Raw genomic sequence first — 24,332 nt, 5'->3', positions numbered from 1 at the left:
GGTGGCTACGACGGGATTCGAACCTGTGACCCCATCATTATGAGTGATGTGCTCTAACCAGCTGAGCTACGTAGCCAAAACCATATTTTTTGTTCTCAACGCTTTGTTGCCTTGTCGTTGGGAACGGCGCGCATTATGCGAAGTTGAGTGAGATCCGTCAACAGTTTTTTTTAATAAATTTCGGAAAAAACCTCGTTCGCTTCCTTTTTAAACAAAGAGGCGTGTTTATGATCTAAAACTGGAAATAAATTAGCTTGCAGTTGCGTAATTTATTTTTGTTCATTTACTTAAGGTATTAAAAAAGCCAGCTTAACAGCTGGCTTTTAGTGTAAATGAAGTGTTTAGAATTCATTCATTTAATTAAACATTGAAGCGGAAGTGTACAACATCGCCATCTTTTACGATGTAGTCTTTACCTTCTAGACGCCATTTACCTGCGTCTTTTGCGCCATTTTCACCATTGAATTGGATGAAATCGTCGTAACCAACTACTTCTGCACGAATAAAGCCTTTCTCGAAGTCAGTGTGGATCTTACCTGCCGCCTGAGGCGCAGTTGCACCAACAGGGATTGTCCAAGCACGTACTTCTTTAACACCTGCTGTGAAGTAGGTGTGTAGAGTCAGTAGTTCGTAACCAGAGCGAATTACACGGTTCAGGCCCGGCTCTTCGATCCCCATATCTGCTAGGAATTCTTCGCGATCTTCATCTTCTAGTTCAGATAGTTCAGATTCGATAGCTGCACATACAGGTACAACGACATTGTTTTCTTTTTCTGCGAACTCACGAACCGCATCTAGATATGGGTTATTTTCGAAGCCATCTTCGTTTACGTTTGCAATGTACATAGTTGGCTTCAGTGTTAGGAAGTTTAGGTAGCCGATTGCTGCTAACTCTTCTTTAGATAGCTCAACTGTGCGTGCCATGCCGCCTTCAGTTAGTACTGGTAACAGTTTTTCTAGTACGGTTAGTTCAAATTTTGCGTCTTTATCGCCGCCTTTTGCCTTCTTCGCGTTACGTTGAATCGCTCGCTCACAAGAATCAAGGTCAGCCATTGCAAGTTCAAGGTTGATCACTTCGATATCTTCGATAGGTGAAACTTTACCTGAAACGTGAACAATGTTTTCGTTTTCAAAACAGCGTACAACGTGGCCAATCGCGTCTGTTTCACGGATGTTAGCTAGGAATTTGTTACCTAAACCTTCACCACGTGATGCACCAGCAACAAGACCAGCGATGTCCACGAACTCCATCGTCGTTGGAAGAACTCTCTGTGGGTTAACGATCTTAGCTAGTGCGTCTAGACGTAGATCTGGCACAGGAACCACACCAGTGTTTGGTTCAATGGTACAGAACGGGAAGTTTGCTGCTTCGATACCCGCTTTAGTTAGTGCGTTGAACAGAGTTGATTTACCTACGTTAGGTAGACCAACGATGCCACATTTAAAACCCATGATAGTAACCTTATTCAGCTTTGAACGTGTGGAGGCGATTTTGTGCTTTAGATAGGCCATCCTTAATCAGGATATCTAGACAACGAACAGCCTCATCAGCTGCTGCATCTAAAAGCTCTTGCTCTTTAGCTGGCGCTTTACCTAATACAAAACCCGCCACTTTATCTTTGTGTCCCGGATGACCAATGCCAATACGAAGACGATAAAAATCTTTGTTATTGCCCAGTTTGCTAATGGTGTCACGCAGACCGTTGTGTCCACCGTGCCCCCCACCTTTTTTAAACTTAGCGACACCTGGCGGTAAGTCTAGCTCGTCATGAGCAACCATGATCTCTTCAGGTTTAATTTGATAAAATTTCGCAAGCGCAGCGATCGATTTACCTGATAGATTCATGAAGGTGGTTGGGATAAGCAAACGGAGATCCTGGCCATTGACCATAATGCGTCCTGTTAGACCAAAAAACTTTGGTTCGTTCTTCAGTGTAACGTTGTGAACGCGTGCTAATTCTTCTACAACCCAAGCGCCCGCATTGTGACGAGTTCTGGCGTATTCTGGTCCTGGATTAGCAAGACCAACAAGAAGTTTGATTTGTTGACTCAAGGTTAGGATCTCTCTGGAATCTCAAAAAGCGCAGTATGATAGCACAGAAAACTCGCGGTGGGCGACCAAGGGATTTTCTAGTTATCAGTACAAATAAAAAAACACCCCAAAGAGGGGTGCTTTTGAAATCAGTGTAACTGAAATGTTCGTATTAGTTGAACATTGCAGAGATTGACTCTTCGTTGCTGATACGACGAATCGCTTCAGCCAGCATGCGAGATAGGCTTAGTGTTGTCACTTTACCTGTTGCAGCCATCTCTTTAGACAGAGAGATAGAGTCAGTTACGATAACTTGGTCAAGAACTGAGTTCTTGATGTTATCCGCAGCGTTGCCTGAGAATACTGCGTGAGTAGCGTAAGCGAATACACGCTTAGCACCGCGCTCTTTTAGTGCTTCAGCTGCTTTACATAGTGTGCCACCTGTGTCGATCATGTCATCAACGATCACACAGTCACGACCTTCAACATCACCGATTAGGTTCATTACTTCAGAAACGTTTGCACGTGGACGACGCTTATCTACGATTGCGATGTCGATGTCGCCTAGTGCTTTTGCTGTTGCACGAGCACGAACAACGCCACCTAGGTCAGGAGATACCACTACAGGGTTATCTAGACCGCGAGCCTGCATATCTTCAAGTAGCACTGGCGTGCCGAAGATGTTGTCTACAGGTACATCGAAGAAGCCTTGAATTTGCTCTGCGTGTAGGTCGATAGTTAGAACGCGGTCAACACCAACGTTAGATAGGAAATCAGCAACAACTTTTGCAGTAATTGGCACACGCGCAGAACGTACACGACGGTCTTGGCGAGCGTAGCCGAAGTAAGGGATAACTGCAGTGATACGGCCTGCTGAAGCACGGCGCATTGCATCAATCATAACAACCAATTCCATTAGGTTGTCGTTAGTCGGTGCACAAGTGGATTGAATGATGAAAACATCGCTACCACGAACATTCTCATTGATTTGAACTGCAACTTCGCCATCAGAAAAGCGAGAAACAGATGCATCACCAAGAGAGATGTAAAGACGATCAGCAATACGTTGGGCTAGTTCAGGTGTTGCGTTACCAGCAAATAGCTTCATATCAGGCACGGTGGAAACCTCGGGTTTGCGTCCAGTTTAAATAGGTCGGTGTGAGGCTGATTGGTATTCAGCCAAAGTCTCTTTTAATGGCGAAATATTGCGCCCTTGAGCGATAAATGCCGAGACTTTATCAGAGAGTTGTGCAAGGATAGTTTCTGCTTCAGATTTGCTCGAAAATTCAGCAAAAACGCAAGATCCTGTCCCCGTCAATCTTGACGGCGCGTATTGTAGCAGCCAAGAAAGTTGCTTATCAACCTCTGGGTAGAGCATTCGTACAATTTTTTCGCAATCGTTTACGCTTGGCGTATTTAAAAGTGTTTCTAGATCTCGTTTTGGGGTGTTTCGCGTCAGATCTGGATGACAAAAAACGTCGACGGTTGCGATAGATACATTCGGTCTGACGACTAAATACCATTTTTCTTCGGGATAAGCAGGAGAGAGTTTTTCACCAACACCTTCAGCAAAAGCTGCAAATCCGCGCACAAATACGGGCACGTCTGCGCCTAGTTTTAAACCTATTTCAGCCAGTTCGTCGTCAGTTAGATTCAGTTGCCATAAGTAATTCAGTGCCACTAATGCTGTAGCTGCATTCGATGAGCCCCCACCAATGCCTCCACCCATAGGCAGCACTTTCTGTAGCTCAATGTGCGCGCCAAAAGGGCAGTTTGAGTAAGCTTGAAGCGCGGTTGCTGCTTTCCAAATTAAATTGTCTTGAAGAGGCACACCTTCTATCTCTGGAGAAATCGTAATATCACCAGAATGGTTCGCTTGAATGGTGAGCTCATCGCCGTGATCGACGAATTGGAATAAGGTTTGTAACTCGTGGTAGCCATTCTCTGTACGGCCGTTGATATATAGAAAGAGATTCAATTTCGCTGGTGATGGCCAGCGTGTTGAAAGTTCAATCATTGGGTGATGTTCCATTTTGTGATCACTAGATTTATTTTGACATCAGCTGTGGTGAGTTTCAGCTTATTTGGCAGAGGGAGAGACTGTTCATGCCATTGAACGTCGCCATATCGTTGATAAGCGATACTCCAATCATTTAAACCAATTTGTTTGTTTAACGCTTGCAGTGTATTGGTTGGAGACAGTTGGAATTTGTCGGCATCGGTAGGTAGACCTAATAGCCAGTCAGGCATGTGCTCGACGGGCATCATTAACCCTGTAAGACGGTAAATCAGCTGGTTAGCACTGCGAGAAGAAAGGACCTGATCATCGTAAGTTTCTACTGTGGCGCCTTGTGGGGTGATGGTGAGCTTTAATGCCGTTTGTCCGAGAATCGTTGTTAAACGCAACTGGCTTAGTGCTGAAGAATGTTTCCAGTAGAAGTTTAAATTTTGTCTTTGGTCTGGGCCAATATAACCAAGTTTCCCCGTTGCTTGAAAATCTTGGATGGTTTCGAGTCGCTGCTCATGAGCTTGCCATTCAACGCTGGTAACACTTTCAGGAACGGACGAACAACCAGCGAGCAGTAAGCTCGACAAGAAAAAAAGAATAAAGGAGCGTAACGTCATGTTTGATGGCTTATTAATCAGTTTCATCGGGAATCGCTCACAACTATAGCATTGAAAAGTCGCACTTAGGAAAACAAATCCGGCTTACCCTTTCAATAAATGCGTGCTTACAGTAAAATTCTGGACCTATTTTATAACCTATCCCAGAGATACCACGTTAGATGTCCTTGCTTGCTATTGGAATTAATCACAATACAGCGTCTGTCGACTTGCGAGAGAAGGTGGCGTTTGGTCCGGATAAACTCGGCCCTGCACTCGAGCAACTTAGAGAGCACGAAGCGGTTAACGGCAGTGTGATTGTTTCAACCTGTAACCGAACTGAGTTGTACTGCGATGTTAAGCAAGGAGCGCGAAACAAGTTGATCGATTGGCTTGCTCAATTTCATCAAGTGAGCCGCGAAGATTTAATGCCGAGTTTGTATGTTCATGAAGAACAAGCTGCAATAAAGCATTTGATGCGCGTATCGTGCGGTCTTGACTCTCTGGTGTTGGGTGAGCCTCAAATTTTAGGGCAGGTAAAGCAAGCATTTTCTGACTCGCGAGATCATCAAGCCGTCGATGCCTCGATTGATAAACTGTTTCAAAAGACGTTCTCAGTCGCCAAACGGGTAAGAACAGAGACAGATATTGGTGGCAATGCCGTGTCCGTGGCTTATGCGGCATGTACACTGGCAAAACATATTTTTGAGTCGTTATCAGATTCAACCGTGCTTTTAGTTGGTGCGGGTGAGACGATTGAATTGGTCGCGAAGCATTTAGCGTCCAACGGTTGCACAAAAATGATTGTCGCGAACCGCACTAAAGAGCGCGCGCAAGGCTTAGCGGACCAATTTGGCGCAGAAGTGATCAGTTTGAACGAAATTCCTGAACATTTGGCGAAAGCGGACATTGTGATTAGCTCAACGGCGAGCCCATTGCCTATTATTGGCAAAGGTATGGTCGAAACGGCTCTAAAGCAGCGCCGACATCAACCTATCTTGTTAGTCGATATTGCGGTGCCGCGAGATGTAGAGTCGGAAGTCGGTGAACTGAACGACGCATATCTGTATTCTGTTGATGACTTGCAATCTATCATCGACAGCAACATTGAGCAGCGTAAAGTCGAAGCGATTCAAGCTGAAGCGATTGTTAGTGAAGAAAGCGCTGCATTTATGACATGGTTGCGTTCACTGCAAGCCGTCGATAGTATTCGCGACTATCGCAAATCAGCCAACGAAATTCGTGAAGAGTTACTGAGCAAAAGTTTGCAATCTTTAGCGGCAGGCGCAGATCCGGAGAAAGTGCTGCGCGAGCTGAGTAATAAACTCACCAACAAACTGATTCACGCTCCAACTCGCGCATTGCAAAGTGCAGCAGAGCAAGGCGAACCAGCAAAATTAACGATTATCCGCCAAACACTTGGCTTGGATGATCTATAACTCACGCTTTTTATTAAGAAAACGACACTATGAAAGCCTCTATTCTGACTAAGCTAGAAACGCTAGTAGAACGTTACGAAGAAGTTCAACATCTTCTTGGTGATCCTGATGTAATTGGAAATCAGGACAAATTCCGTGCTCTATCAAGAGAGTACTCTCAGCTAGAAGAAGTAACCAAGTGCTTCCAAGCTTATCAACAAGCACAAGAAGATCTTGTCGCCGCTGAAGAGATGGCAAACGAAGACGACGAAGAAATGCGTGAAATGGCGCAAGAAGAAATCAAAGAAGCGAAAGCGACGATTGAGCGTCTTACTGATGAGTTACAGATTCTTCTTCTGCCAAAAGATCCGAACGATGATCGTAACTGTTTCCTAGAAATTCGTGCAGGTGCGGGTGGCGACGAAGCGGGTATCTTCGCGGGTGATCTATTCCGTATGTACAGCAAGTACGCAGAAAAGCGTGGCTGGCGCATCGAAGTCATGTCTTCAAACGAGGCAGAGCACGGTGGTTACAAAGAGATGATCGCGAAAGTAAGCGGCGACGGTGCATACGGCGTGTTGAAATTTGAGTCAGGCGGTCACCGTGTACAGCGTGTTCCAGCAACAGAGTCTCAAGGTCGTGTGCATACTTCTGCTTGTACAGTAGCAGTAATGGCGGAAATCCCTGAAGCGGATCTGCCAGAAATCAAAGCAGCAGACCTGAAAATCGATACGTTCCGTGCATCTGGCGCGGGTGGTCAGCACGTTAACACCACGGATTCTGCAATCCGTATTACCCACTTACCAACGGGTACGGTAGTAGAGTGTCAGGATGAGCGTTCACAGCACAAGAACAAAGCGAAAGCAATGGCGGTTCTTGCTGCTCGTATCGTTCAAGCGGAAGAAGAGCGTCGTGCCGCAGAAGTGTCTGATACACGTCGTAACCTTCTAGGTTCTGGTGACCGTAGTGACCGTATTCGTACCTACAACTACCCACAAGGTCGTGTGTCTGATCACCGTATCAACCTAACCATCTATCGTTTGAACGAAGTGATGGAAGGTGACCTGCAAAGCTTGATTGATCCTGTGATTCAAGAGCACCAAGCAGACCAACTTGCGGCGCTCGCAGAGAACGGCTAATCGATGAGCCAAGTTCAATCGATTGAGCAAGCACTGAAAAGTGCGACGGCGAAACTGGCAGAAGGCGGCAAAGAGTCGCCTTCTCTCGATGCAGCTGTACTCCTTTGCCATGTCCTTGGCAAACCACGAACTTACCTGCTGACCTGGCCAGAAAAAGCGTTAGAAGCAGAGCAAAAATCTCAGTTTGACGCTCTACTTGAACGACGTTTAACTGGTGAACCCGTCGCTTATATTATTGGTGAGCGAGAGTTTTGGTCTTTACCGTTCAAAGTTTCTCCCTCTACCTTGATCCCAAGACCGGATACAGAACGTTTGGTCGAGGTTGCACTCGATAAGACCTACGAGCAAACTGGGCCTATTTTAGATCTTGGAACGGGGACGGGGGCAATTGCTATCGCACTCGCATCTGAAATGCCAAAACGTCAAGTGATGGGCGTAGATCTCAAACAAGAAGCGAAAGCACTTGCAGAGTACAATGCTGAGCAGCTAAACATCAAAAATGTGACCTTTGCTCAAGGCAGTTGGTTTGAGCCTATTACAGAAGGTACGAAGTTTGCTTTAATTGTCTCCAACCCGCCATATATTGATGAAAAAGATCCACATTTATCCCAAGGTGATGTGCGCTTTGAGCCAAAATCTGCATTAGTTGCTAAAGAGAATGGCTTAGCTGATATTCGTCATATCTCGGATCTTGCTCGTCAGTATCTTGAAGTGGGCGGTTGGCTGGCATTTGAACATGGTTATGATCAAGGTGAGGCGGTGCGTGAGATAATGCGTGGCTTTGGTTACCAACAGGTCGCTACGGAAAAAGATTATGGCGGTAACGATCGAGTAACGCTTGGTTGTCTGGCCAGTTAATCATGGAAGTCAGCAAACACTAACTAAAAAGAGAAGAAAAATGTACGTAGCTCTAAAACACATACACTTAGTGACGATCGCTCTCAGCGCGACGCTACTATCGATCCGATTCGTGTTAATGATGATGAACTCACCGAAGCGAAATAATCGCTTTTTGAAAGTGTTTCCCCACATCGTTGATACTGCATTGCTAGTGTCAGGTATCGCGCTTATTTTCATTACGGGTTTCATCCCGTTTACCGATGCCGCACCGTGGTTAACAAACAAAATCACCTGCGTACTGGCGTACATTGCGCTTGGATTCTTCTCATTGAAACTTGCGAAAAACAACCTACTGAAGATATTTGGCTTTTTCGGCGCATTAGGTTGGTTGGTCATGGCTGCAAACATTGCTGTGTCTAAGAGCCCTACGTTATTTGGATAGACGTCATGTTAGAGTTTTTTGACGAAGATTTTGACAATATACCGTTGGTGGAAGGTGCGCTTGAGCTAAACAAAGCGATTAACCCAGAAACCAAAGTACATTGGGCGAAACAAGAGTTAGAGCGTCTTTACAAAGATGCAGAAGCCACGCTTGTTCATGAAACCGATGAAGAGCAACGATTTGATGCATTCCTACGACTGTTTTTCCACGAGTGGGGATTCAAAGGCGACGAGCAGGAATACTTTATTTCGGACAACAGCTTCATCGATAAAGTGTTGGAGCGCAGAAAAGGTATTCCTGTGAGCTTAGGTTCGATTTTGTTATACCTAGGCAAAAAGCTGGGGTTCCCGTTGAAGGGAGTTACTTTCCCTACTCAGTTCCTGTTAAAAGTCGACTGGATGCATAAGAAGCCAGACTACATCAACCCATTTAATGGTGAGTATGTAGGTGAAAGGATTCTTCAAGCTTGGCTTATTGGCCAAGAAGGACCGCTAGCTCAGCTAAAGCCTGAACATTTTGAGGAAGCTGACAACCCAACAATTATTGGTCGCTGGTTGGCGTTGATTAAAAGTGCGATGTTGCGTGAAGAGCATTATACGCTGGCATTACGTTGTACAAATCTTGCTCTAACATTTGTGCCAGATGACCCATACGAAATTCGTGACCGTGGTTTTATTTTCCAACAGCTAGAGTGCCCTCAAGTAGCGGTATCAGATTTTCAGTACTTTATTGACCAATGCCCTGACGATCCGGCTTCCGAGCTACTAAAATCACAAGTTAATGTGATGAGTGAAACGCACGTCACACTTCACTAATTTTATCGATGTGCCGAACGGTGGCGTATCGTGGACAGAAAAAGAGAATCAAAATGGAACAGAAAATCGTTAATATCGGCGACATTCAGGTTGCTAACGACAAGCCATTCACCCTATTTGCAGGTATGAACGTTCTTGAGTCTCGTGATCTTGCGATGCAGATCTGTGAGCACTACGTAAAAGTAACGGAAAAACTTGGTATTCCTTACGTATTTAAGGCGTCGTTTGACAAAGCAAACCGCAGTTCTGTTCATTCATACCGTGGTCCAGGTCTGGAAGAAGGTATGAAAATCTTTCAGGAGCTGAAAGACACTTTTGGTGTAAAGATCATCACGGACGTTCACACTGAAGCGCAAGCTCAACCTGTCGCTGACGTGGTAGACGTTATTCAGCTTCCTGCATTCCTAGCTCGTCAAACTGACCTTGTTGAAGCTATGGCCAAAACAGGTGCGGTTATCAACGTGAAGAAACCTCAATTTATGAGCCCAGGTCAAGTGGGTAACATCGTTGAGAAGTTCGCAGAATGCGGTAACGACAAGATCATCCTATGTGAGCGCGGTTCTTGCCACGGCTACGACAACTTAGTGGTTGATATGCTTGGTTTTGGTGTGATGAAAAATGCTTCAAAAGGTAGCCCAATCATCTTTGACGTAACGCACTCACTACAAATGCGTGACCCATCAGGCGCAGCATCTGGCGGCCGTCGTGAGCAGACAGTTGAGCTTGCAAAAGCGGGTCTAGCGACAGGCATCGCAGGTCTATTTATCGAAGCGCACCCAAACCCAGACCAAGCGCGTTGTGATGGCCCATCTGCACTGCCTCTAGACAAGTTAGAGCCATTCTTAGCACAAATGAAATCGCTTGATGATCTGATCAAGAGCTTTGCAGATATCGATATCAAGTAAACGCCAGATGACTGGTGGTAACACATACTATAGCCAACCGAGTGTTGGCTATTTTTTTATCTGAAAAGCCGTGAATTCTCAAACTTGTTACTGATGAATTTGTTATTGCTAAACAATGCATCATAATTATTAAATCAATGTGTTAGGGTGCACGTGGTTTTCAAATAGATCCAATGCTTAAAATGTGCATCAGTAATCCCAATAAGAAAAAGGTAAATAAATGAATCAGCGTCTGATGATCAAAACTGTTTTGAGTGCCGCTATCTTGGCCTCGTTAGCTGGGTGTGCTACGCAACCTGCACCAGAATGGAATGCCGATACAACCTATAAATTGACCGTATTGCACACTAACGATCATCATGGTCGCTTTTGGCAAAATCGATACGGTGAATATGGCATGGCGGCGCGTAAAACGTTAATCGATGATTTGCGCGAAGAAATACAGGCTGAGGGGGGGAGCGTGTTATTGCTTTCTGGTGGTGACATCAACACAGGAGTACCTGAGTCTGATTTACAAGATGCCGAGCCGGATTTCAAAGGCATGAGCAAAATTGGTTACGATGCGATGGCTCTAGGTAATCATGAGTTTGATAATCCATTGGACGTGCTATTCAAGCAGCAAGAGTGGGCAAACTTTCCGATGTTGTCTGCCAATATTTACGATAAAAATACTGGCAAGCGTTTATTCCAACCATACGCGATGTTTAACAAGCAGGGCATTAAAATTGCGGTCATTGGTCTTACAACCGAAGACACAGCGAAACTTGGCAACCCTGAATTCATTGAACAAATTGACTTCCGTGACCCAAAAGAAGAAGCCAAGAAGTTGATTGCAGAACTGAAAGAGACAGAGTATCCAGATCTGATTTTTGCTGTCACGCATATGGGACACTATGAAAATGGTAATAGAGGCATCAATGCTCCTGGCGATGTGGCGTTAGCTCGTTATTTGAATGACGGCGATCTCGACATGATCGTTGGAGGACACTCACAAGAACCTGTGTGCATGGAAGGTCCAAACGTTATCAAAAAGAACTTTAAACCAGGTGATGAATGTCAGCCCGATAAACAAAATGGTACCTTTATTGTTCAGGCACATGAGTGGGGGAAATATGTGGGACGCGCCGATTACGAGTTTCGTAATGGCGAACTCTCGATGGTGAGCTACGATCTAATCCCTGTAAACTTGAAAAAGAAAATTAAAGTTGATGGTCAGTCGCAACGAGTCTTGATCCAAGATGAGATTAAACAAGACGAAATGATGCTTGAGTTTCTTCGTCCTTATCAAGAAAAAGGTCAGGGCAAGCTAAACGTGAAGATTGCAGAATCTAACGGTAAGCTTGAGGGTGACCGCAATGTGGTTCGTTACCAGCAAACAAACTTAGGTCGATTAATTGCAACGGCTCACATGGAACGTGCGAAAGCAGATTTTGCTGTAATGAATTCTGGTGGTGTTCGAGATTCGATTGCTGCGGGTGATATTACTTATAAAGACGTGCTCACTGTTCAGCCATTTGGCAATATGGTTTCTTACGTTGATATGACGGGTAAAGAGGTATTAGATTATCTAAATGTCGTTGCAACTAAGCCTGTTGACTCTGGTGCTTATGCACAGTTTGCCGGCATTGCGATGAGTATCAATAATGGTGAGGTAACCAATGTGTTTATTGGTAATAAGCAACTTCGCTTAGATGGTAATTACCGCTTTACAGTACCAAGCTATAATGCTGCTGGTGGAGATGGTTACCCTAAAATCGACGATCATCCAGGGTATGTAAATACAGGTTTTACCGATGCTGAAGTTTTGAAGGATTATTTAGAAACACACAGCCCTATTGATGTTAATGAGTATGCCCCTTCAGGTGAAATCACGTATTTAGTTGATACGGCGATTGATCAGTAACCCAACAGAGAAAAAGCGATTGACTCAAACTCGCTGATATCATTAACTAAAAGCGCAGATCCAATTCAGTCTGCGCTTTTTGTTTTTATGAGGAGAATCTTGATGACTCCGGCCATTAATCTTGCGAAAAAGAAAAAAATTCCACACACCATCCATCAATATGAGCACGATCCTAGAGCCGATAGTTATGGTTTAGAAGCTGCTGAAGTGCTAGGACAGGATCCGAAAACAGTATTTAAAACCTTGTTGTTCTGCTTGAACGGGGAGCCAAAGAACCTTGCGGTTGCGATTATCCCTGTTGATCAAAAGCTGAACCTAAAACTGGCGGCGAAAGCAGCGAAGGGCAAAAAGGCCGATATGGCTGATCCGGAAATCGCGCAAAAGACCACAGGTTATGTCGTTGGTGGAATTAGCCCACTAGGGCAGAAGAAAGCCTTACCTACTTTTTTGCACGAAAGCGCAGTAGAGCAAGACACAATCTGTGTGAGTGCTGGTAAACGTGGTTTAGAAATTGAGTTAGCCCCGAGAGATTTGCTGAGCTTAACTCGCGGTCAGTTTGCACCTCTTTGTTTGTAAACTCATGACAAATAAAAAGGACGCTCATGAGCGTCCTTTTTTGATCTTGCCTGTCAGTGAAGCGTTACTTCTTCAGACTCAATGTACCACCAGTGCGTTTAGCTGGTTTACTTGGTTTCGCGGCATTTGGGTTCATGTAATGCTGCTTGGGCTTACTCGGTGATTGAGGCTTGTTTGCTGAATGTGTATTGCTCGATGCATCTGGTTTACGGTGTGATTTACCATGCTCGCCTTGCGGTCTGCTGCGTTCACCTTGTGGTTTCGCTTTGTAATGTTCTTTAGCTGGACGTCCGCCTTCATCATCACGCTGACGACGCTTTTGTTGACCTTTTTTCGAGTTTGGTGCATGACGGAATTCATCAGCATTGTTACCACGGAAAGTTCGTGTCTTCTGGTTACGACGAGCAGTAGAATCTTGGTTTTCTTCACGGCTATCAAACAGCTTCGCGTCGGTCGCTTTACGAATGTTGCGACCTCTAGAGTCTGTTTTTGATGCTTCTTCTGTACCTACCGAGCCTTCACACATTGCTAGGATCTCTGCCACTTCTTCGTCACTTAGATAACGCCATTTTCCATTCGGAATACCATCAAGAGAGATATTCATGATGCGTACGCGACGCAGCTTGAATACTTCATAGCCCAGCGCTTCACACATGCGACGGATCTGACGGTTAAGTCCTTGAGTGAGCACAATACGGAAAGAGAATTTAGTTTCTTTCGTTACCTTACAAGGTAGGGTGACTGTGTCGAGAATCTTAACGCCACTCGACATCTGTTTGAGAAACTCGCCTGTAATTGGCTTGTCCACGCGTACGACGTACTCTTTTTCGTGGCTGTTGCCTGCGCGAAGGATTTTGTTCACGATGTCGCCATCGTTGGTCAAAAAGATCAGACCATCAGAGGGTTTGTCTAAGCGGCCGATCGGAAAGATACGTTTTTGGTGGCCGATGAAATCAACGATGTTTCCAGGGACGTCTCTCTCAGTTGTACAGGTGATGCCTGTTGGTTTATTGAGAGCGATATAAATCGGCTTCTCTTTTGCTGCCACTGGCTTACCATCCACACAAACATCATCACCAGGTAGCACTTTTGTCCCCATTTCAGGTTTGTTGCCATTAATGGTGACACGGCCTTGCTCAATCAGTCTGTCTGCTTCACGGCGTGAGCAAAACCCCGTTTCACTGATGAATTTATTTAATCGTTTAGCGTTGTCTTGTGACATTTTTGTCTCCTAACGTTTCACAACGGCGAATGAAGCTCCCTTCCTTTAAGGGGAAGGAAGAATAAGGGCGGGCATTCTAGCATTAGGGTGAAATTTAGCCTAACCGTTTTTGGTGACGTTCGCGGGTTTCTAATTTCTTTTCCGCACTTTTTCTAAGTAGGACGTAAACGGCTCCAGTTCCACCGTGAAAGCGTTGCGCACTATGGACGCATTGGACTTCCTTTATTTGTCGTAGCCAACTGCTAACAAAGCTTTTCATCATTGCAGGTGGATTTGAGCGTTCTCCTCGACCATGGACGATAACGACCGTTCTAATGTCCATTGATAGGCATTGCTTTAAAAACGTCACGACTTCATCACGTGCTTCTTTCAATGTTTTACGGTGCAAATCCAAGCGAGCTTGGATTGGATACTTACCAAGGCGAAGTTTGCGGTAAACCCCGTCCTGTACACCATCACGTTTGAACTCAACAAAGTCCTCTGGCTTGAGCATTTCAGCGTGATCAAGTGATAGGTATTCTGGGTCATCTTCCGTTAACCAGATTGCTGCTTCGCGTTTTGCGAGCTGTGCTTCTGTTACTTGGTGTACTTTTTTGTGTTCGGTGGTGTCTTGAGTGATTGGCTTTACATCGCCCATCATCTGTTGAAATAGATCAAAATCGTCGTCGTGAGACATAGCAGTAATCTCATTAAGAACAGGGAAGAATAATAGGATTATATCAATGAGTGGTGCATTGAGATCAAATAAAAAACCGGAGTAGGCAAGTAACCGACTCCGGTGCAAAGCGTTTCTAGAGCTAAGCGAGATCTAGTGAGGAGATTTGTCGTTCATGATCTTGTATATGAAGAAACCGCCGTAAAATAACATCAGACCAATTGCCCCAAAAATTACTATCATTGACGATAGACCCACTGCATTACCAAATAGGAGATCAAGCCAAAAGTCCATACGTTTCCTCCAAGATGTTCCCGACAGGAATAAACTAAATGGCGGTGTCTTGTTGCACACTGATCTGGATCAATTATGTTGCTAAGGTTAATAAACTGTATTTTGTTGTGAGTTATCAGTCACATTTTACGTGCTAGTGTTCAGTTATTCATCAAACGAATTAAGACCTAAGGTTTTTTTGTAAAAAGCACTTGCGCCACAGTTCAGAATCCGTAATATACGCACTCGTTGACGGGGACAATTCCTCAGTTAAACATCTCGGTGAATAGCGCAGCTTGGTAGCGCATCTGGTTTGGGACCAGAGGGTCGGGGGTTCGAATCCCTCTTCACCGACCACTTTTAGAAAGCCTGCTCAATGAGTAGGCTTTCGTCGTTTTTAGTGCTAGTAATTTTAGACTTCAATAGTATCGAACCAAATGGGGTTCGCTTGAAGTTAGAACATGGCTCTTCACCGACACGTATTGAGAGGAAGGCTCTACAGAAATGTAGGGCCTTTTCATTTTTTAGAGCGAGTAAATTTATTACTTGATGTCACACGAGATAGTATTGATAGGAGTTTCAGAAGTAGTGAAACAGACATAAGCGGTCTTTGGGTGATTTGGCCCAATCTTGACGTAACCCGCTTTTAAATCGTCTTCATCAAACGTTACTGAGTGAGATTTGCTTGTATTTCCATCATAGTAAACCGCTTCAAAGCCTTGGTTCATCATATGTGCAACGCGATTTCGAGTGTGGGCTGTTGAAAACGTGATGTTCGCGCAACGCATCATTGGTTTTTCGGTAATAAGAAATTGACCACTCTCTTTATCTAAAACACCGCCTTTTACTTCCGGAGTTATATCAATAGCTTGAAAAGCTTCTACGTTGCATGGCGGTTTAGCATAAGACAGCGAAGAAGTGAGCATAATTCCAATCGTGTATAGGAATAAATATTTAAATTTCATATGAGTTGTTTTGTATCCACTTAGCTTAACGGCGTTTTATAAGAAAGTTTGAATGAATTTTAAATGGTTGTATTTAAATAATTGTATTTAAATGGCATTTTTCAAACAATCACTAGATATCACAATTTGCTTGGCGCGTCTTACCCAGTGGTTTGATGTTAAATCCCCGATTTTTAAGCAGTTCAATCAGGTTATCTTTACCTACTAAATGCAAGCCACCAACAACAACGGTGTAACGACCCGATTGCTGAGGTAGAACACTGCCAGTGTCGAGTTTTTTAGCCCAATCTCGATTACGCTCGTATAAAAAGGCTTGGTTAAACTCTTCTGTTGTATGATCGGTCAAAGAGGCTTCGACCAACATGCTACCATCACCACTCTTCCAACTCTCTATCAAGCATTGAACCAACTCTTCTCCGCCATCATATTCTTCAATTGATGAGAGAAGTATCTCTTTACCGCCTTCTGATTGACCTGCGATTAAATCGATTTGGAATTGCACGGACTCTAGTGGAATGACCGGGATTTGCTTTTTATCAGCGAGTCCTATTAAGTGCATGTCGACCCCTTTATCAGAGACATACCCCAGTTTGTTGACTAAAGCGAGTTGGATGGTGAATGCAGCCATCCAAGGTGGGGAATTTAGGAGTTGAGTTTCTGGCAAACCTAAATCTTGGGCAATTTCAATTAAGTGGCGACGTTGAGCTCTATCTAAAACATCTTTAGAAAGAATGGTTGTTTGTGGGTAAACCAAGCCTTCAGAATTCCTGACGTCTGCTTCAATAATCAACCCTGTGCTTTGGCTTAAATGCTGGATGACCGTTCTAGGGAGTGGGTACATCGTTTTATCCCCCACATGTACCGAGCCAATAATCATAAGTTCGGTTTCCCCTTTTTTCGCTAACCAATGCTGTGGCTCTGCATAAGAGGAAAAAGGAGTCAAAGTAACAAGTAGAGATGATATGAGCGTCAAGAGACGAAACATAGAGTGGCCCTCAGATAAGATACCTTTAAACTTTATACGCAAAATAGCGTGAGGTTAAGTGCAATTTCTCCAGTGGTGTATTCGACAAAATCGTCATTTCTAAAAATATTGACGAGTTTTGACGACGAATAAATGAGAGTCACTTCACGAAAGGTAAATAGGTAATTCGCTTACTAATGGTTCACAAAATAATTAGGCGTGATCCAAATCTTACAAAATCAGTCGTAACTCATGAATATAAGTGACCTAGATCGCAGCAAACTCGTCAAAACAAGTTGTTCGATTTTGACGTGTATTGTAACTCCATGAAAATTAGGTTTTTATTGTTTTTGCTGAGTGTCATTTTTTGAGCTGGATCACTTCCTATTTCTATTTATTTTACGCTTAGAAATAACAGGTTGTATGTTGAATGTAACGGTTAGGTACCTCGCATTTGAGGGGCCGAGATTTTTATCATTTATCATTGTCGTTTTGAACCACTGACTTTTTTGGGGAAGTAAGATGTTTAAACCTAGTCTGATTGCTGTTTCTGTTATCACTACATTAGCAGGTTGCTCTGCGCTGCAAAGCTCTGAACAACAAGTTGTAAATTCGTTGGCTAATAATCTTGATATTCAATACCAAGTGTTGACTAACCACGGTGCAAACGAAGGTCTTGCTTGTCAGGACTTAGGGGCTGAGTGGGCGTCTTGTAACAAGGTAAACATGACGCTGGTTAACCAAGGTGAAGCGGTTGACTCAAAAGATTGGGCTATTTACTTCCATAGCATTCGTCTGATTCTGGATGTTGAAAACGAACAGTTTAAAATCTCTCGCGTAACGGGTGATCTACACAAACTAGAACCAACAGATAAGTTTGATGGTTTTGCTGCGGGTGAAGAGGTTGTGCTTCCTCTTGTTGCTGAATACTGGCAGCTATTTGAAACTGACTTCATGCCAGGCGCGTTTGTTGCTGCACCAAATGCAGAGCCTAAGATGATCGCTTCTCTTAACACAGAAGACGTTGCATCTTTCGTGACTGGCCTTGAGGGTAACAACCTAAAACGTACGCCAGATGACAACAACGTATTTGCGAGCGCTGTGTCTCGTTTCGAGAAGAACGAAGATCTAGCAAAACAAGAGGTATCAACCACGTTACTACCAACGCCAATGTCTGTTGAAGCAGGTAAAGGTACGGTAGATATCGCGGCGGGTATTGCGCTGCCTAAAGACGCATTCGATGCGGCTCAATACGCAGCAATTCAAGGTCGTGCAGAAGTGGTAGGTGTGGATGTTCGTGGTGATCTTCCTGTAAGCATCACTGTTGTTCCTGCAGACTTCACCGGTGAATTAGCAAAATCTGGTGCTTACGAAATGAGCATCAAAGGCGACAGTATTGTGATTAAAGCGTTCGACCAAGCAGGTGCTTTCTACGCAGTACAATCTATCTTTGGCCTGGTAGATAGCCAAAATGCTGATTCTCTACCACAACTGTCTATTAAAGATGCGCCGCGTTTTGATTACCGTGGTGTGATGGTGGACGTGGCTCGTAACTTCCACTCTAAGGACGCAATCCTTGCAACGCTTGACCAAATGGCAGCGTACAAGATGAACAAACTACACCTTCACCTAACGGATGATGAAGGCTGGCGTTTAGAAATCCCGGGTCTGCCTGAGCTGACTGAAGTGGGTGCTAACCGTTGTTTCGATTTGGAAGAGAAAAGCTGTTTACTGCCTCAGCTTGGCTCAGGTGCAACGACAGACAACTTTGGTTCTGGCTTCTTCAGCAAAGCAGACTACGTGGACATCTTGAAGTACGCGAAAGCGCGTAACATCGAAGTGATCCCTGAAATTGATATGCCAGCGCACGCTCGTGCAGCAGTGGTATCAATGGAAGCACGTTACGACCGTCTAATGGAAGAAGGTAAAGAAGCAGAAGCGAACGAGTACCGCCTGATGGATCCTCAAGATACATCGAACGTAACGACGGTTCAGTTCTACAACAAGCAAAGCTTCATCAACCCATGTATGGAATCTTCAACTCGCTTCGTTGATAAGGTGATTTCAGAAGTAGCAGCAATGCACCAAGAGGCAGGCACGCCGCTAACAACATGGCACTTCGGTGGTGACGAAGCGAAGAACATTAAGCTAGGCGCTGGTCTGCAAGATATCAACGCAGAAGACAAAGTAAGCTGGAAGGGTAACATTGATTTGTCTAAGCAAGACAAGCCATTCGCACAGTCTCCACAATGTCAGACGCTAATTGCAGACGGTACGGTAAGCGATTTTGCTCATCTACCAAGCCACTTTGCAGAAGAAGTGTCGAAGATGGTGGCAGAGAAAGGCATTCCAAACTTCCAAGCTTGGCAAGATGGTCTTAAATACAGTGAAGGTGAGAAAGCGTTCGCAACAGAAAACACGCGTGTTAACTTCTGGGACGTTCTTTACTGGGGTGGCACATCATCAGTGTACGAATGGTCTAAGAAAGGTTACGACGTGATCGTTTCTAACCCAGACTACGTGTACATGGACATGCCGTACGAAGTTGACCCGAAAGAGCGTGGTTACTACTGGGCTACACGTGCAACAGATACTCGTAAGATGTTTGGCTTTGCACCAGAGAACATGCCTCAGAACGCAGAAACCTCTGTAGACCGTGATGGCAATGGCTTCACTGGTAAAGGTGAAATCGAAGCGAAACCATTCTATGGCCTATCAGCACAGCTTTGGTCTGAGACGGTACGTAACGACGAGCAATACGAGTACATGGTATTCCCTCGCGTACTAGCAGCCGCTGAGCGTGCATGGCACCGTGCTGATTGGGAAAACGACTACAAAGTGGGTGTTGAATATTCGCAAAACTCTAACCTAGTAGACAAAGCTGCGCTAAACCAAGACTACAACCGCTTTGCGAACGTACTTGGCCAACGTGAACTGGCTAAGCTAGAGAAATCAGGTATCGACTACCGCCTACCTGTACCAGGCGCGAAAGTTGAAGCGGGTAAACTGGCAATGAACGTTCAGTTCCCAGGGGTGAAGCTTCAATACTCTCTAGACGGCAAGAACTGGCTAACTTACGCAGATAATGCTCGTCCAAATGTGAAAGGTGAAGTGTTTATCCGTTCTGTGTCAGCAACCGGTGAGAAAGCAAGTCGAGTGACCAGCGTGAAATAACTCGATTCTTGTAAGTTAATTTTTTGGCAAAGCCTCAACATCATGTTGGGGCTTTCTTTATTTTTTGAGGAAATTAAGCGTGATCGATGTCTAATTATTTTTCATTGATAAATAAGTTTTTGGTTGCAATGGTCAAGGTTATTGTGAACTGGATCGACTTAATCTGCTAAATATCAATAAACAACCTGTTTATGATCACACTTCTATTTTTTGAATAATTTTATAAAAATACGATAAGTGCCTGTATTTCCCATGTTTTTATCAGGGTTGTTGAGCTTCGGTTTGAACAAGATCACTTTTTAAAATGTTTTATTTTCCATCGCGAATTAATTAAAACAATATTGCGAACGCAAAGGAGGCACATTCCAAAGTTTGCGATAAAAGGGAAGAGATGCCCTCTAAAACTATCGCATAACGTGAATAAATAAAGGCAGTAATTATGAAAAACATTTTTGCACTGAGTGCTCTTTCTCTCGCTTTCGCTTCTAGCGCTTTTGCTGGTTCTTCTTACGTAACAGGTAATGTTCAATTCCACGATGAGGGTCGAATTCATGGTTCGGACGTTACGTCTACACTAGAAGCTGGTCATACTTTTGATAACCAATTCGGCGGCTTTACGGTTTACACCGAATTTGATGGTATTCAGTTGGGTAAACTGGAAACAGAAAACGGTGGCGCAGGTAACACAACACCAGCAATCACTGTGGGTGGTGAGCAGTCATTTAATATTACCGATCATTTATGGGTTGCCGCGGGTTACCAACACCTGTTCTCTGCTGGCGAGAATGTACAGTACCGTCCATTGGTTAAGATCGGTTACAACTTCGATAACGGCATCTCCTTAAGTAACCGTACTCGTGCGCACATTGATGCGACAGACGCAGATGCGGATACAGATTACCGCATGGACAACCGCATCGGTTACGTGATGAATGAGGATGTGACGCTAAGCTACAACAACGTCTACATGATTGAAGCGGAAACCATGGACCACGAGCTTCGTGCAACGTGGACTCGTAAAGGTGTTCAACCTTACTTTGAGTTCCGTAGTCAAGCACACGGTGCAGAAAACGCGAGTGGTGACAGCCTAGTGAATAACGCTTTTGTATTTGGTGCCTCTTACGGCTTCTAATTTTATATTTGTCTTAACTGTCCATTAAGAAAAAGCCCAGCGGTTTATCTCGCTGGGCTTTGTTTTTATTGGTCGTTGCCTTCGTGGTGGCTATATTCGAACACTTGGCCTTTTTCGTTAAAGGCGTAAACGGTGTAGCTGTCTTTTTTGTCGCCATATTCCATACCAGGGGAGCCCATTGGCATGCCCGGTACTGATAGGCCTTTTGCGTTACGTGGTGGATTTTTCAAAAACGCTTTAATGTCTTCGGCTGGAATGTGACCTTCAAACAGATAGCCGTTGATCTCTGCCGTGTGGCAAGAGTAAAGCTGTTCATTCTTGATGCCTAGATCGCGTTTGATGGCGTTCATGTCATCGTGCAATTTTTCTTCGACCGTAAAGCCGTTCTCTTCCATGTGTTTTGTCCATTCTCCACAACAGCCACAGTATGGTGATTTATGGTTAATGACATCGGCTGCCAATACGTTGGCGGACACGGTCGCAAGCATTGCAAAGGTCAATAGTTTCAACTTCATAATACCCTCAAAAAGAAGTAGTTATTTTACTGAAAACAGTCGTAGTCGATTTGCATTACTAACGACAGTAATTGAAGACAGTGCCATTGCCGCTCCTGCGACAACAGGACTGAGCAAAAATCCAAACGCTGGGTAAAGCACACCAGCGGCAACTGGAATACCCAACGAGTTGTAAACAAAGGCACCAAATAGGTTTTGCTTCATGTTCTTAAGTGTAGCGCGAGAGAGTTCAATCGCATGTACTACCGCCATTGGTGATGTGTTCAGGATGGTCATTTGCGAACTTTCAATGGCGACATCACTGCCGCTACCCATGGCAATACCTAGGTTGGATAACGCGAGAGCAGGGGCGTCGTTAATGCCATCCCCCACCATTGCCACGACATGTCCTTGAGATTGAAGTTGCTCAATGTGCTGAGCTTTCTCATCTGGCATTACTTGGGCAATCACTTCATCAATACCAAGTTCTTGGCCGATAGCATTGGCAACGTGTTGGTTATCGCCCGTCAGCATTACCGTTTTGATGCCTTGCGATTTTAATGCAGAGAGCGCTTGCTTCGCATCTGATTTGATCGGGTCGGCAATGGCGATCAGACCGATCAGTTCGCCGTTCAATGCCACAGCTACCGGAGTCCACGCATTTTTTGCGCATTCATCGATGGCGGGTTTTAGTGCGCTGGTCTCGACGTTCTCTGCTTGCATAAATTGAAGCGAACCAATGAGCAGCGGTTTATCTTGATACGTCGCCCAAATGCCGCGCCCGCGAACGTTCTCAAACTTGTCTAATGAGACACCCTTTGCGTCGTGTCGTTTGGCGTAATCACATACCGCTTTTGCCAGTGGGTGCTCAGACTGACGCTCTGCCGCATACGCTAAAGCCAATAGATCTTCTTGGCTGGTGGCGTGAGTAAACACTTGCTGAACGCTAGGTTTACCTTGGGTAAGCGTGCCAGTTTTGTCGAATACAACCGTGTCGACTTTGCTTGCCAATTGAAGGGCGTCGGCGTCTTTGATCAGAATGCCGAGCTCTGCGGCTTTACCCACTCCCACCGTGACAGAAAGTGGGGTTGCTAAGCCTAGAGCGCAAGGGCAGGCGATGATCAGGACGGTTGTGGTGACCACCAGCATATAACTCGCTTTTGGCTCTGGGCCAACGGCAAACCAAACGAGCGCGGCCAGTATTGCTATGCCAACAACGACAGGGACAAACACCGATGAAATCTGGTCTGCCAGTTTCGCGATGGCTGGCTTACTGCTTTGCGCTGTGCGCACCATGCGGATGATACGAGCCAGCATGGTATTTGCGCCAATGCCCGTTGCCTCAATGACTAATCCACCATCGGTATTTAATGTCCCAGCAGACACTTGAGCCTCTTGCGCTTTTAACACTGGTACTGGTTCACCAGTGAGCATCGACTCATCAATGTATGATTCACCTTGAATCACAACACCATCAACAGGCACTTTCTCGCCTGGTTTGATACGCAGTTTCATGCCTAGCGTGATTTGCTCAACCGTTATTTGTTGATCGCCTTGTTCCGTGATTACCGTAGCTTGCTGAGGTTGCAGGTTAATCAGAGCTTGCAATGAGCGTGTTGTGTTTGCTTTGGCTTTTGCTTCTATATAGTGACCAAGAGAAATTAAGCCGATGATCATTGCACTCGCTTCAAAGTACACGTGGCGTGAAGCAAGAGGGAACCAGTCTGGGAAAATCACCACAAGCATCGAATAGAACCACGCTGCGCCAGTACCGAGCGCGACTAACGTGTCCATGGTGGCGCGCTTATGAGTAGCTGCTAACCAAGCGTTACTGAAGAAGTGTTTCCCTGCTGTGGCAAGAAGGAGTAAACATACGATACCGATCGCGCCCCAAGCTAATTGGTCGTTGGTGTTGCGAATCATCATATTGCCGCCAGCAACGCCCCAAATCATTAAAGGGGCACCGACGACAAGGCCAGCAATAGCATCCAGCTTAAAGCATTTTTGTTGCTGACGTTGTTGCTGTGCTTGCTTTTCTTGCTGGGTTGCGGCGTCTTGTAGGATCTCTGCTTGGTAACCGGCTTGTTTTACCGATTCAACAATTGCGTTAAGGAGGTCATCAGAGTCTTGGCTTGCGAATACTAGTGCGCTTTGTTCTGCGAGGTTGACCTGTGCTTTCTCAACGCCTTCTACGTTAGTAAGTGCTTTCTCTACTGAAGAGACGCAACTCGCACACGTCATGCCTTGAATCAGCATTTGCAATTGAATACTCGCTGGTGGCACCTGCGTATCTTTAATATTGCTTTGCTTTTCTACCTGTTCGGTCTCTGGTGAGCTTTCGTTCTCTACTTCGACAGAATCAAGGTTGGCGGTATAGCCGAGTGTTGCTATTAAGTCGATCACTTGTTGCTCGGAGAGGAGGGTACGAATCTCTAAGTGCGTTGTTGAAGCCTCAAAAGAAATAACGTCTTGATTAGATTCTAATAAAGATGAAAGTTTTTTGACGCAGCCGCCACAGCTTAAGCCTGAAAGGTTTAGTTCGTAGTGATTTCCTGCTTGGTAACCAAGAGATTCAATCGACGAGACGAGCTCTTTAAGAGAAGACTCGGTTTTGACCTCTATTTGCGTCGGGGACAAATTGAGGATCTCCACATCGTGATTCGCATGTAAAGCATTCTCAACTTTTCTCGCACAGCCCATGCAGTTGAGCCCTGATAAAGGTATAACTAACTGATACATAATCTGCACCTCAATAGTAGTGATGCTATGAGCTTAAACC

22 protein-coding genes and 2 tRNA genes are annotated in these 24,332 nt (G+C 44.9%); 11 read left to right on the top strand and 13 right to left on the bottom strand.

Features of this window, described 5'->3' with window-relative positions; all coding sequences use genetic code 11:
* Window positions 1-2 precede the first annotated feature (2 nt).
* The 6 genes from R7Q46_RS22870 to lolB all read right to left on the bottom strand — a co-directional run bounded on the left by R7Q46_RS22870 (window position 3) and on the right by lolB (window position 4,684).
* Window positions 3-76: transfer RNA gene (locus tag R7Q46_RS22870), tRNA-Met, on the bottom strand.
* Between the two features lie 284 nt (window positions 77-360).
* Window positions 361-1,452, bottom strand: coding sequence for a redox-regulated ATPase YchF (gene ychF, locus R7Q46_RS22865; RefSeq protein ID WP_005393178.1), 1,092 nt, complete (start codon window positions 1,450-1,452; stop codon window positions 361-363).
* Window positions 1,453-1,462: 10 nt separating this feature from the next.
* The gene (gene pth / locus R7Q46_RS22860; protein ID WP_005384112.1) at window positions 1,463-2,053 is read right to left on the bottom strand and encodes an aminoacyl-tRNA hydrolase; all 591 of its coding nucleotides are present in this window, start codon (window positions 2,051-2,053) and stop codon (window positions 1,463-1,465) included.
* A gap of 151 nt (window positions 2,054-2,204) precedes the next feature.
* Complete coding sequence (locus R7Q46_RS22855) at window positions 2,205-3,149, bottom strand: ribose-phosphate pyrophosphokinase (protein WP_005393176.1); 945 nt, start codon at window positions 3,147-3,149, stop codon at window positions 2,205-2,207.
* Window positions 3,150-3,176: 27 nt separating this feature from the next.
* Complete coding sequence (gene ispE / locus R7Q46_RS22850; protein ID WP_017634844.1) at window positions 3,177-4,049, bottom strand: 4-(cytidine 5'-diphospho)-2-C-methyl-D-erythritol kinase; 873 nt, start codon at window positions 4,047-4,049, stop codon at window positions 3,177-3,179.
* Entirely contained in the window at window positions 4,046-4,684 is a 639-nt protein-coding gene (gene lolB / locus R7Q46_RS22845; RefSeq protein ID WP_085570134.1) for a lipoprotein insertase outer membrane protein LolB, read from the bottom strand. The genes ispE and lolB overlap by 4 nt, the downstream gene beginning before the upstream one ends.
* A gap of 134 nt (window positions 4,685-4,818) precedes the next feature.
* Between lolB and hemA the strand changes: the two genes are divergently transcribed.
* The 8 genes from hemA to ybaK all read left to right on the top strand — a co-directional run bounded on the left by hemA (window position 4,819) and on the right by ybaK (window position 12,674).
* The gene (gene hemA / locus R7Q46_RS22840; RefSeq protein WP_005384104.1) at window positions 4,819-6,075 is read left to right on the top strand and encodes a glutamyl-tRNA reductase; all 1,257 of its coding nucleotides are present in this window, start codon (window positions 4,819-4,821) and stop codon (window positions 6,073-6,075) included.
* A gap of 29 nt (window positions 6,076-6,104) precedes the next feature.
* A complete protein-coding gene (gene prfA / locus R7Q46_RS22835) occupies window positions 6,105-7,193 on the top strand; it encodes a peptide chain release factor 1 (RefSeq protein WP_005382222.1) in 1,089 nt (362 codons plus the stop codon).
* Between the two features lie 3 nt (window positions 7,194-7,196).
* Window positions 7,197-8,051, top strand: a complete 855-nt coding sequence (prmC, locus tag R7Q46_RS22830; protein WP_017634841.1) for a peptide chain release factor N(5)-glutamine methyltransferase — start codon at window positions 7,197-7,199, stop codon at window positions 8,049-8,051.
* A gap of 40 nt (window positions 8,052-8,091) precedes the next feature.
* A complete protein-coding gene (locus R7Q46_RS22825; RefSeq protein WP_005382225.1) occupies window positions 8,092-8,475 on the top strand; it encodes a SirB2 family protein in 384 nt (127 codons plus the stop codon).
* Between the two features lie 5 nt (window positions 8,476-8,480).
* A complete protein-coding gene (locus R7Q46_RS22820; protein WP_005384098.1) occupies window positions 8,481-9,290 on the top strand; it encodes a SirB1 family protein in 810 nt (269 codons plus the stop codon).
* A gap of 53 nt (window positions 9,291-9,343) precedes the next feature.
* Window positions 9,344-10,195: a 3-deoxy-8-phosphooctulonate synthase gene (gene kdsA / locus R7Q46_RS22815; RefSeq protein WP_005384095.1), complete on the top strand. Its 852-nt coding sequence runs from the start codon at window positions 9,344-9,346 to the stop codon at window positions 10,193-10,195.
* Between the two features lie 220 nt (window positions 10,196-10,415).
* Window positions 10,416-12,098 (top strand): bifunctional UDP-sugar hydrolase/5'-nucleotidase UshA, encoded by a 1,683-nt coding sequence (gene ushA / locus R7Q46_RS22810; RefSeq protein WP_253657015.1) that lies wholly within the window; start codon window positions 10,416-10,418, stop codon window positions 12,096-12,098.
* Between the two features lie 102 nt (window positions 12,099-12,200).
* Window positions 12,201-12,674 (top strand): Cys-tRNA(Pro) deacylase, encoded by a 474-nt coding sequence (gene ybaK, locus R7Q46_RS22805; protein ID WP_154204786.1) that lies wholly within the window; start codon window positions 12,201-12,203, stop codon window positions 12,672-12,674.
* Window positions 12,675-12,738: 64 nt separating this feature from the next.
* On the opposite strand, the gene rluF is transcribed toward ybaK, so the two are convergent.
* The 3 genes from rluF to R7Q46_RS22790 all read right to left on the bottom strand — a co-directional run bounded on the left by rluF (window position 12,739) and on the right by R7Q46_RS22790 (window position 14,845).
* On the bottom strand, window positions 12,739-13,896 hold the full coding sequence (gene rluF, locus R7Q46_RS22800; RefSeq protein WP_064377052.1) for a 23S rRNA pseudouridine(2604) synthase RluF: 1,158 nt from the start codon (window positions 13,894-13,896) through the stop codon (window positions 12,739-12,741).
* A 94-nt stretch (window positions 13,897-13,990) separates the two neighbouring features.
* Window positions 13,991-14,572: a DNA endonuclease SmrA gene (gene smrA / locus R7Q46_RS22795; RefSeq protein WP_005382233.1), complete on the bottom strand. Its 582-nt coding sequence runs from the start codon at window positions 14,570-14,572 to the stop codon at window positions 13,991-13,993.
* 132 nt (window positions 14,573-14,704) lie between these two features.
* Window positions 14,705-14,845, bottom strand: coding sequence for a DUF3149 domain-containing protein (locus R7Q46_RS22790; protein WP_005382236.1), 141 nt, complete (start codon window positions 14,843-14,845; stop codon window positions 14,705-14,707).
* Window positions 14,846-15,104: 259 nt separating this feature from the next.
* Here R7Q46_RS22790 and R7Q46_RS22785 point away from each other — a divergent pair.
* Window positions 15,105-15,181, top strand: a tRNA-Pro gene (locus tag R7Q46_RS22785).
* A 185-nt stretch (window positions 15,182-15,366) separates the two neighbouring features.
* Here R7Q46_RS22785 and R7Q46_RS22780 read toward each other — a convergent pair.
* A complete protein-coding gene (locus R7Q46_RS22780) occupies window positions 15,367-15,750 on the bottom strand; it encodes a hypothetical protein (protein ID WP_005384085.1) in 384 nt (127 codons plus the stop codon).
* Window positions 15,751-15,901: 151 nt separating this feature from the next.
* Window positions 15,902-16,774 carry a TraB/GumN family protein gene (locus R7Q46_RS22775; RefSeq protein WP_054576682.1) on the bottom strand — a complete coding sequence of 291 codons (873 nt, stop codon included), beginning with the start codon at window positions 16,772-16,774 and terminating at the stop codon, window positions 15,902-15,904.
* Between the two features lie 501 nt (window positions 16,775-17,275).
* On the opposite strand from R7Q46_RS22775, the gene R7Q46_RS22770 reads away from it, so the two are divergent.
* A complete protein-coding gene (locus tag R7Q46_RS22770; protein WP_318077802.1) occupies window positions 17,276-19,927 on the top strand; it encodes a beta-N-acetylhexosaminidase in 2,652 nt (883 codons plus the stop codon).
* A gap of 439 nt (window positions 19,928-20,366) precedes the next feature.
* The gene (locus R7Q46_RS22765; protein ID WP_318077801.1) at window positions 20,367-21,059 is read left to right on the top strand and encodes an oligogalacturonate-specific porin KdgM family protein; all 693 of its coding nucleotides are present in this window, start codon (window positions 20,367-20,369) and stop codon (window positions 21,057-21,059) included.
* Window positions 21,060-21,124: 65 nt separating this feature from the next.
* Here R7Q46_RS22765 and R7Q46_RS22760 read toward each other — a convergent pair whose 3' ends face one another.
* Both R7Q46_RS22760 and R7Q46_RS22755 read right to left on the bottom strand, forming a co-directional pair.
* A complete protein-coding gene (locus R7Q46_RS22760; RefSeq protein ID WP_005382005.1) occupies window positions 21,125-21,574 on the bottom strand; it encodes a DUF411 domain-containing protein in 450 nt (149 codons plus the stop codon).
* Between the two features lie 21 nt (window positions 21,575-21,595).
* Window positions 21,596-24,292, bottom strand: coding sequence for a copper-translocating P-type ATPase (locus R7Q46_RS22755; RefSeq protein WP_318077800.1), 2,697 nt, complete (start codon window positions 24,290-24,292; stop codon window positions 21,596-21,598).
* Window positions 24,293-24,332 lie beyond the last annotated feature (40 nt).

The sequence above is a fragment of the Vibrio sp. 811 genome (genome assembly GCF_033339195.1).
This window is presented reverse-complemented; position numbering and strand designations above follow the sequence as displayed.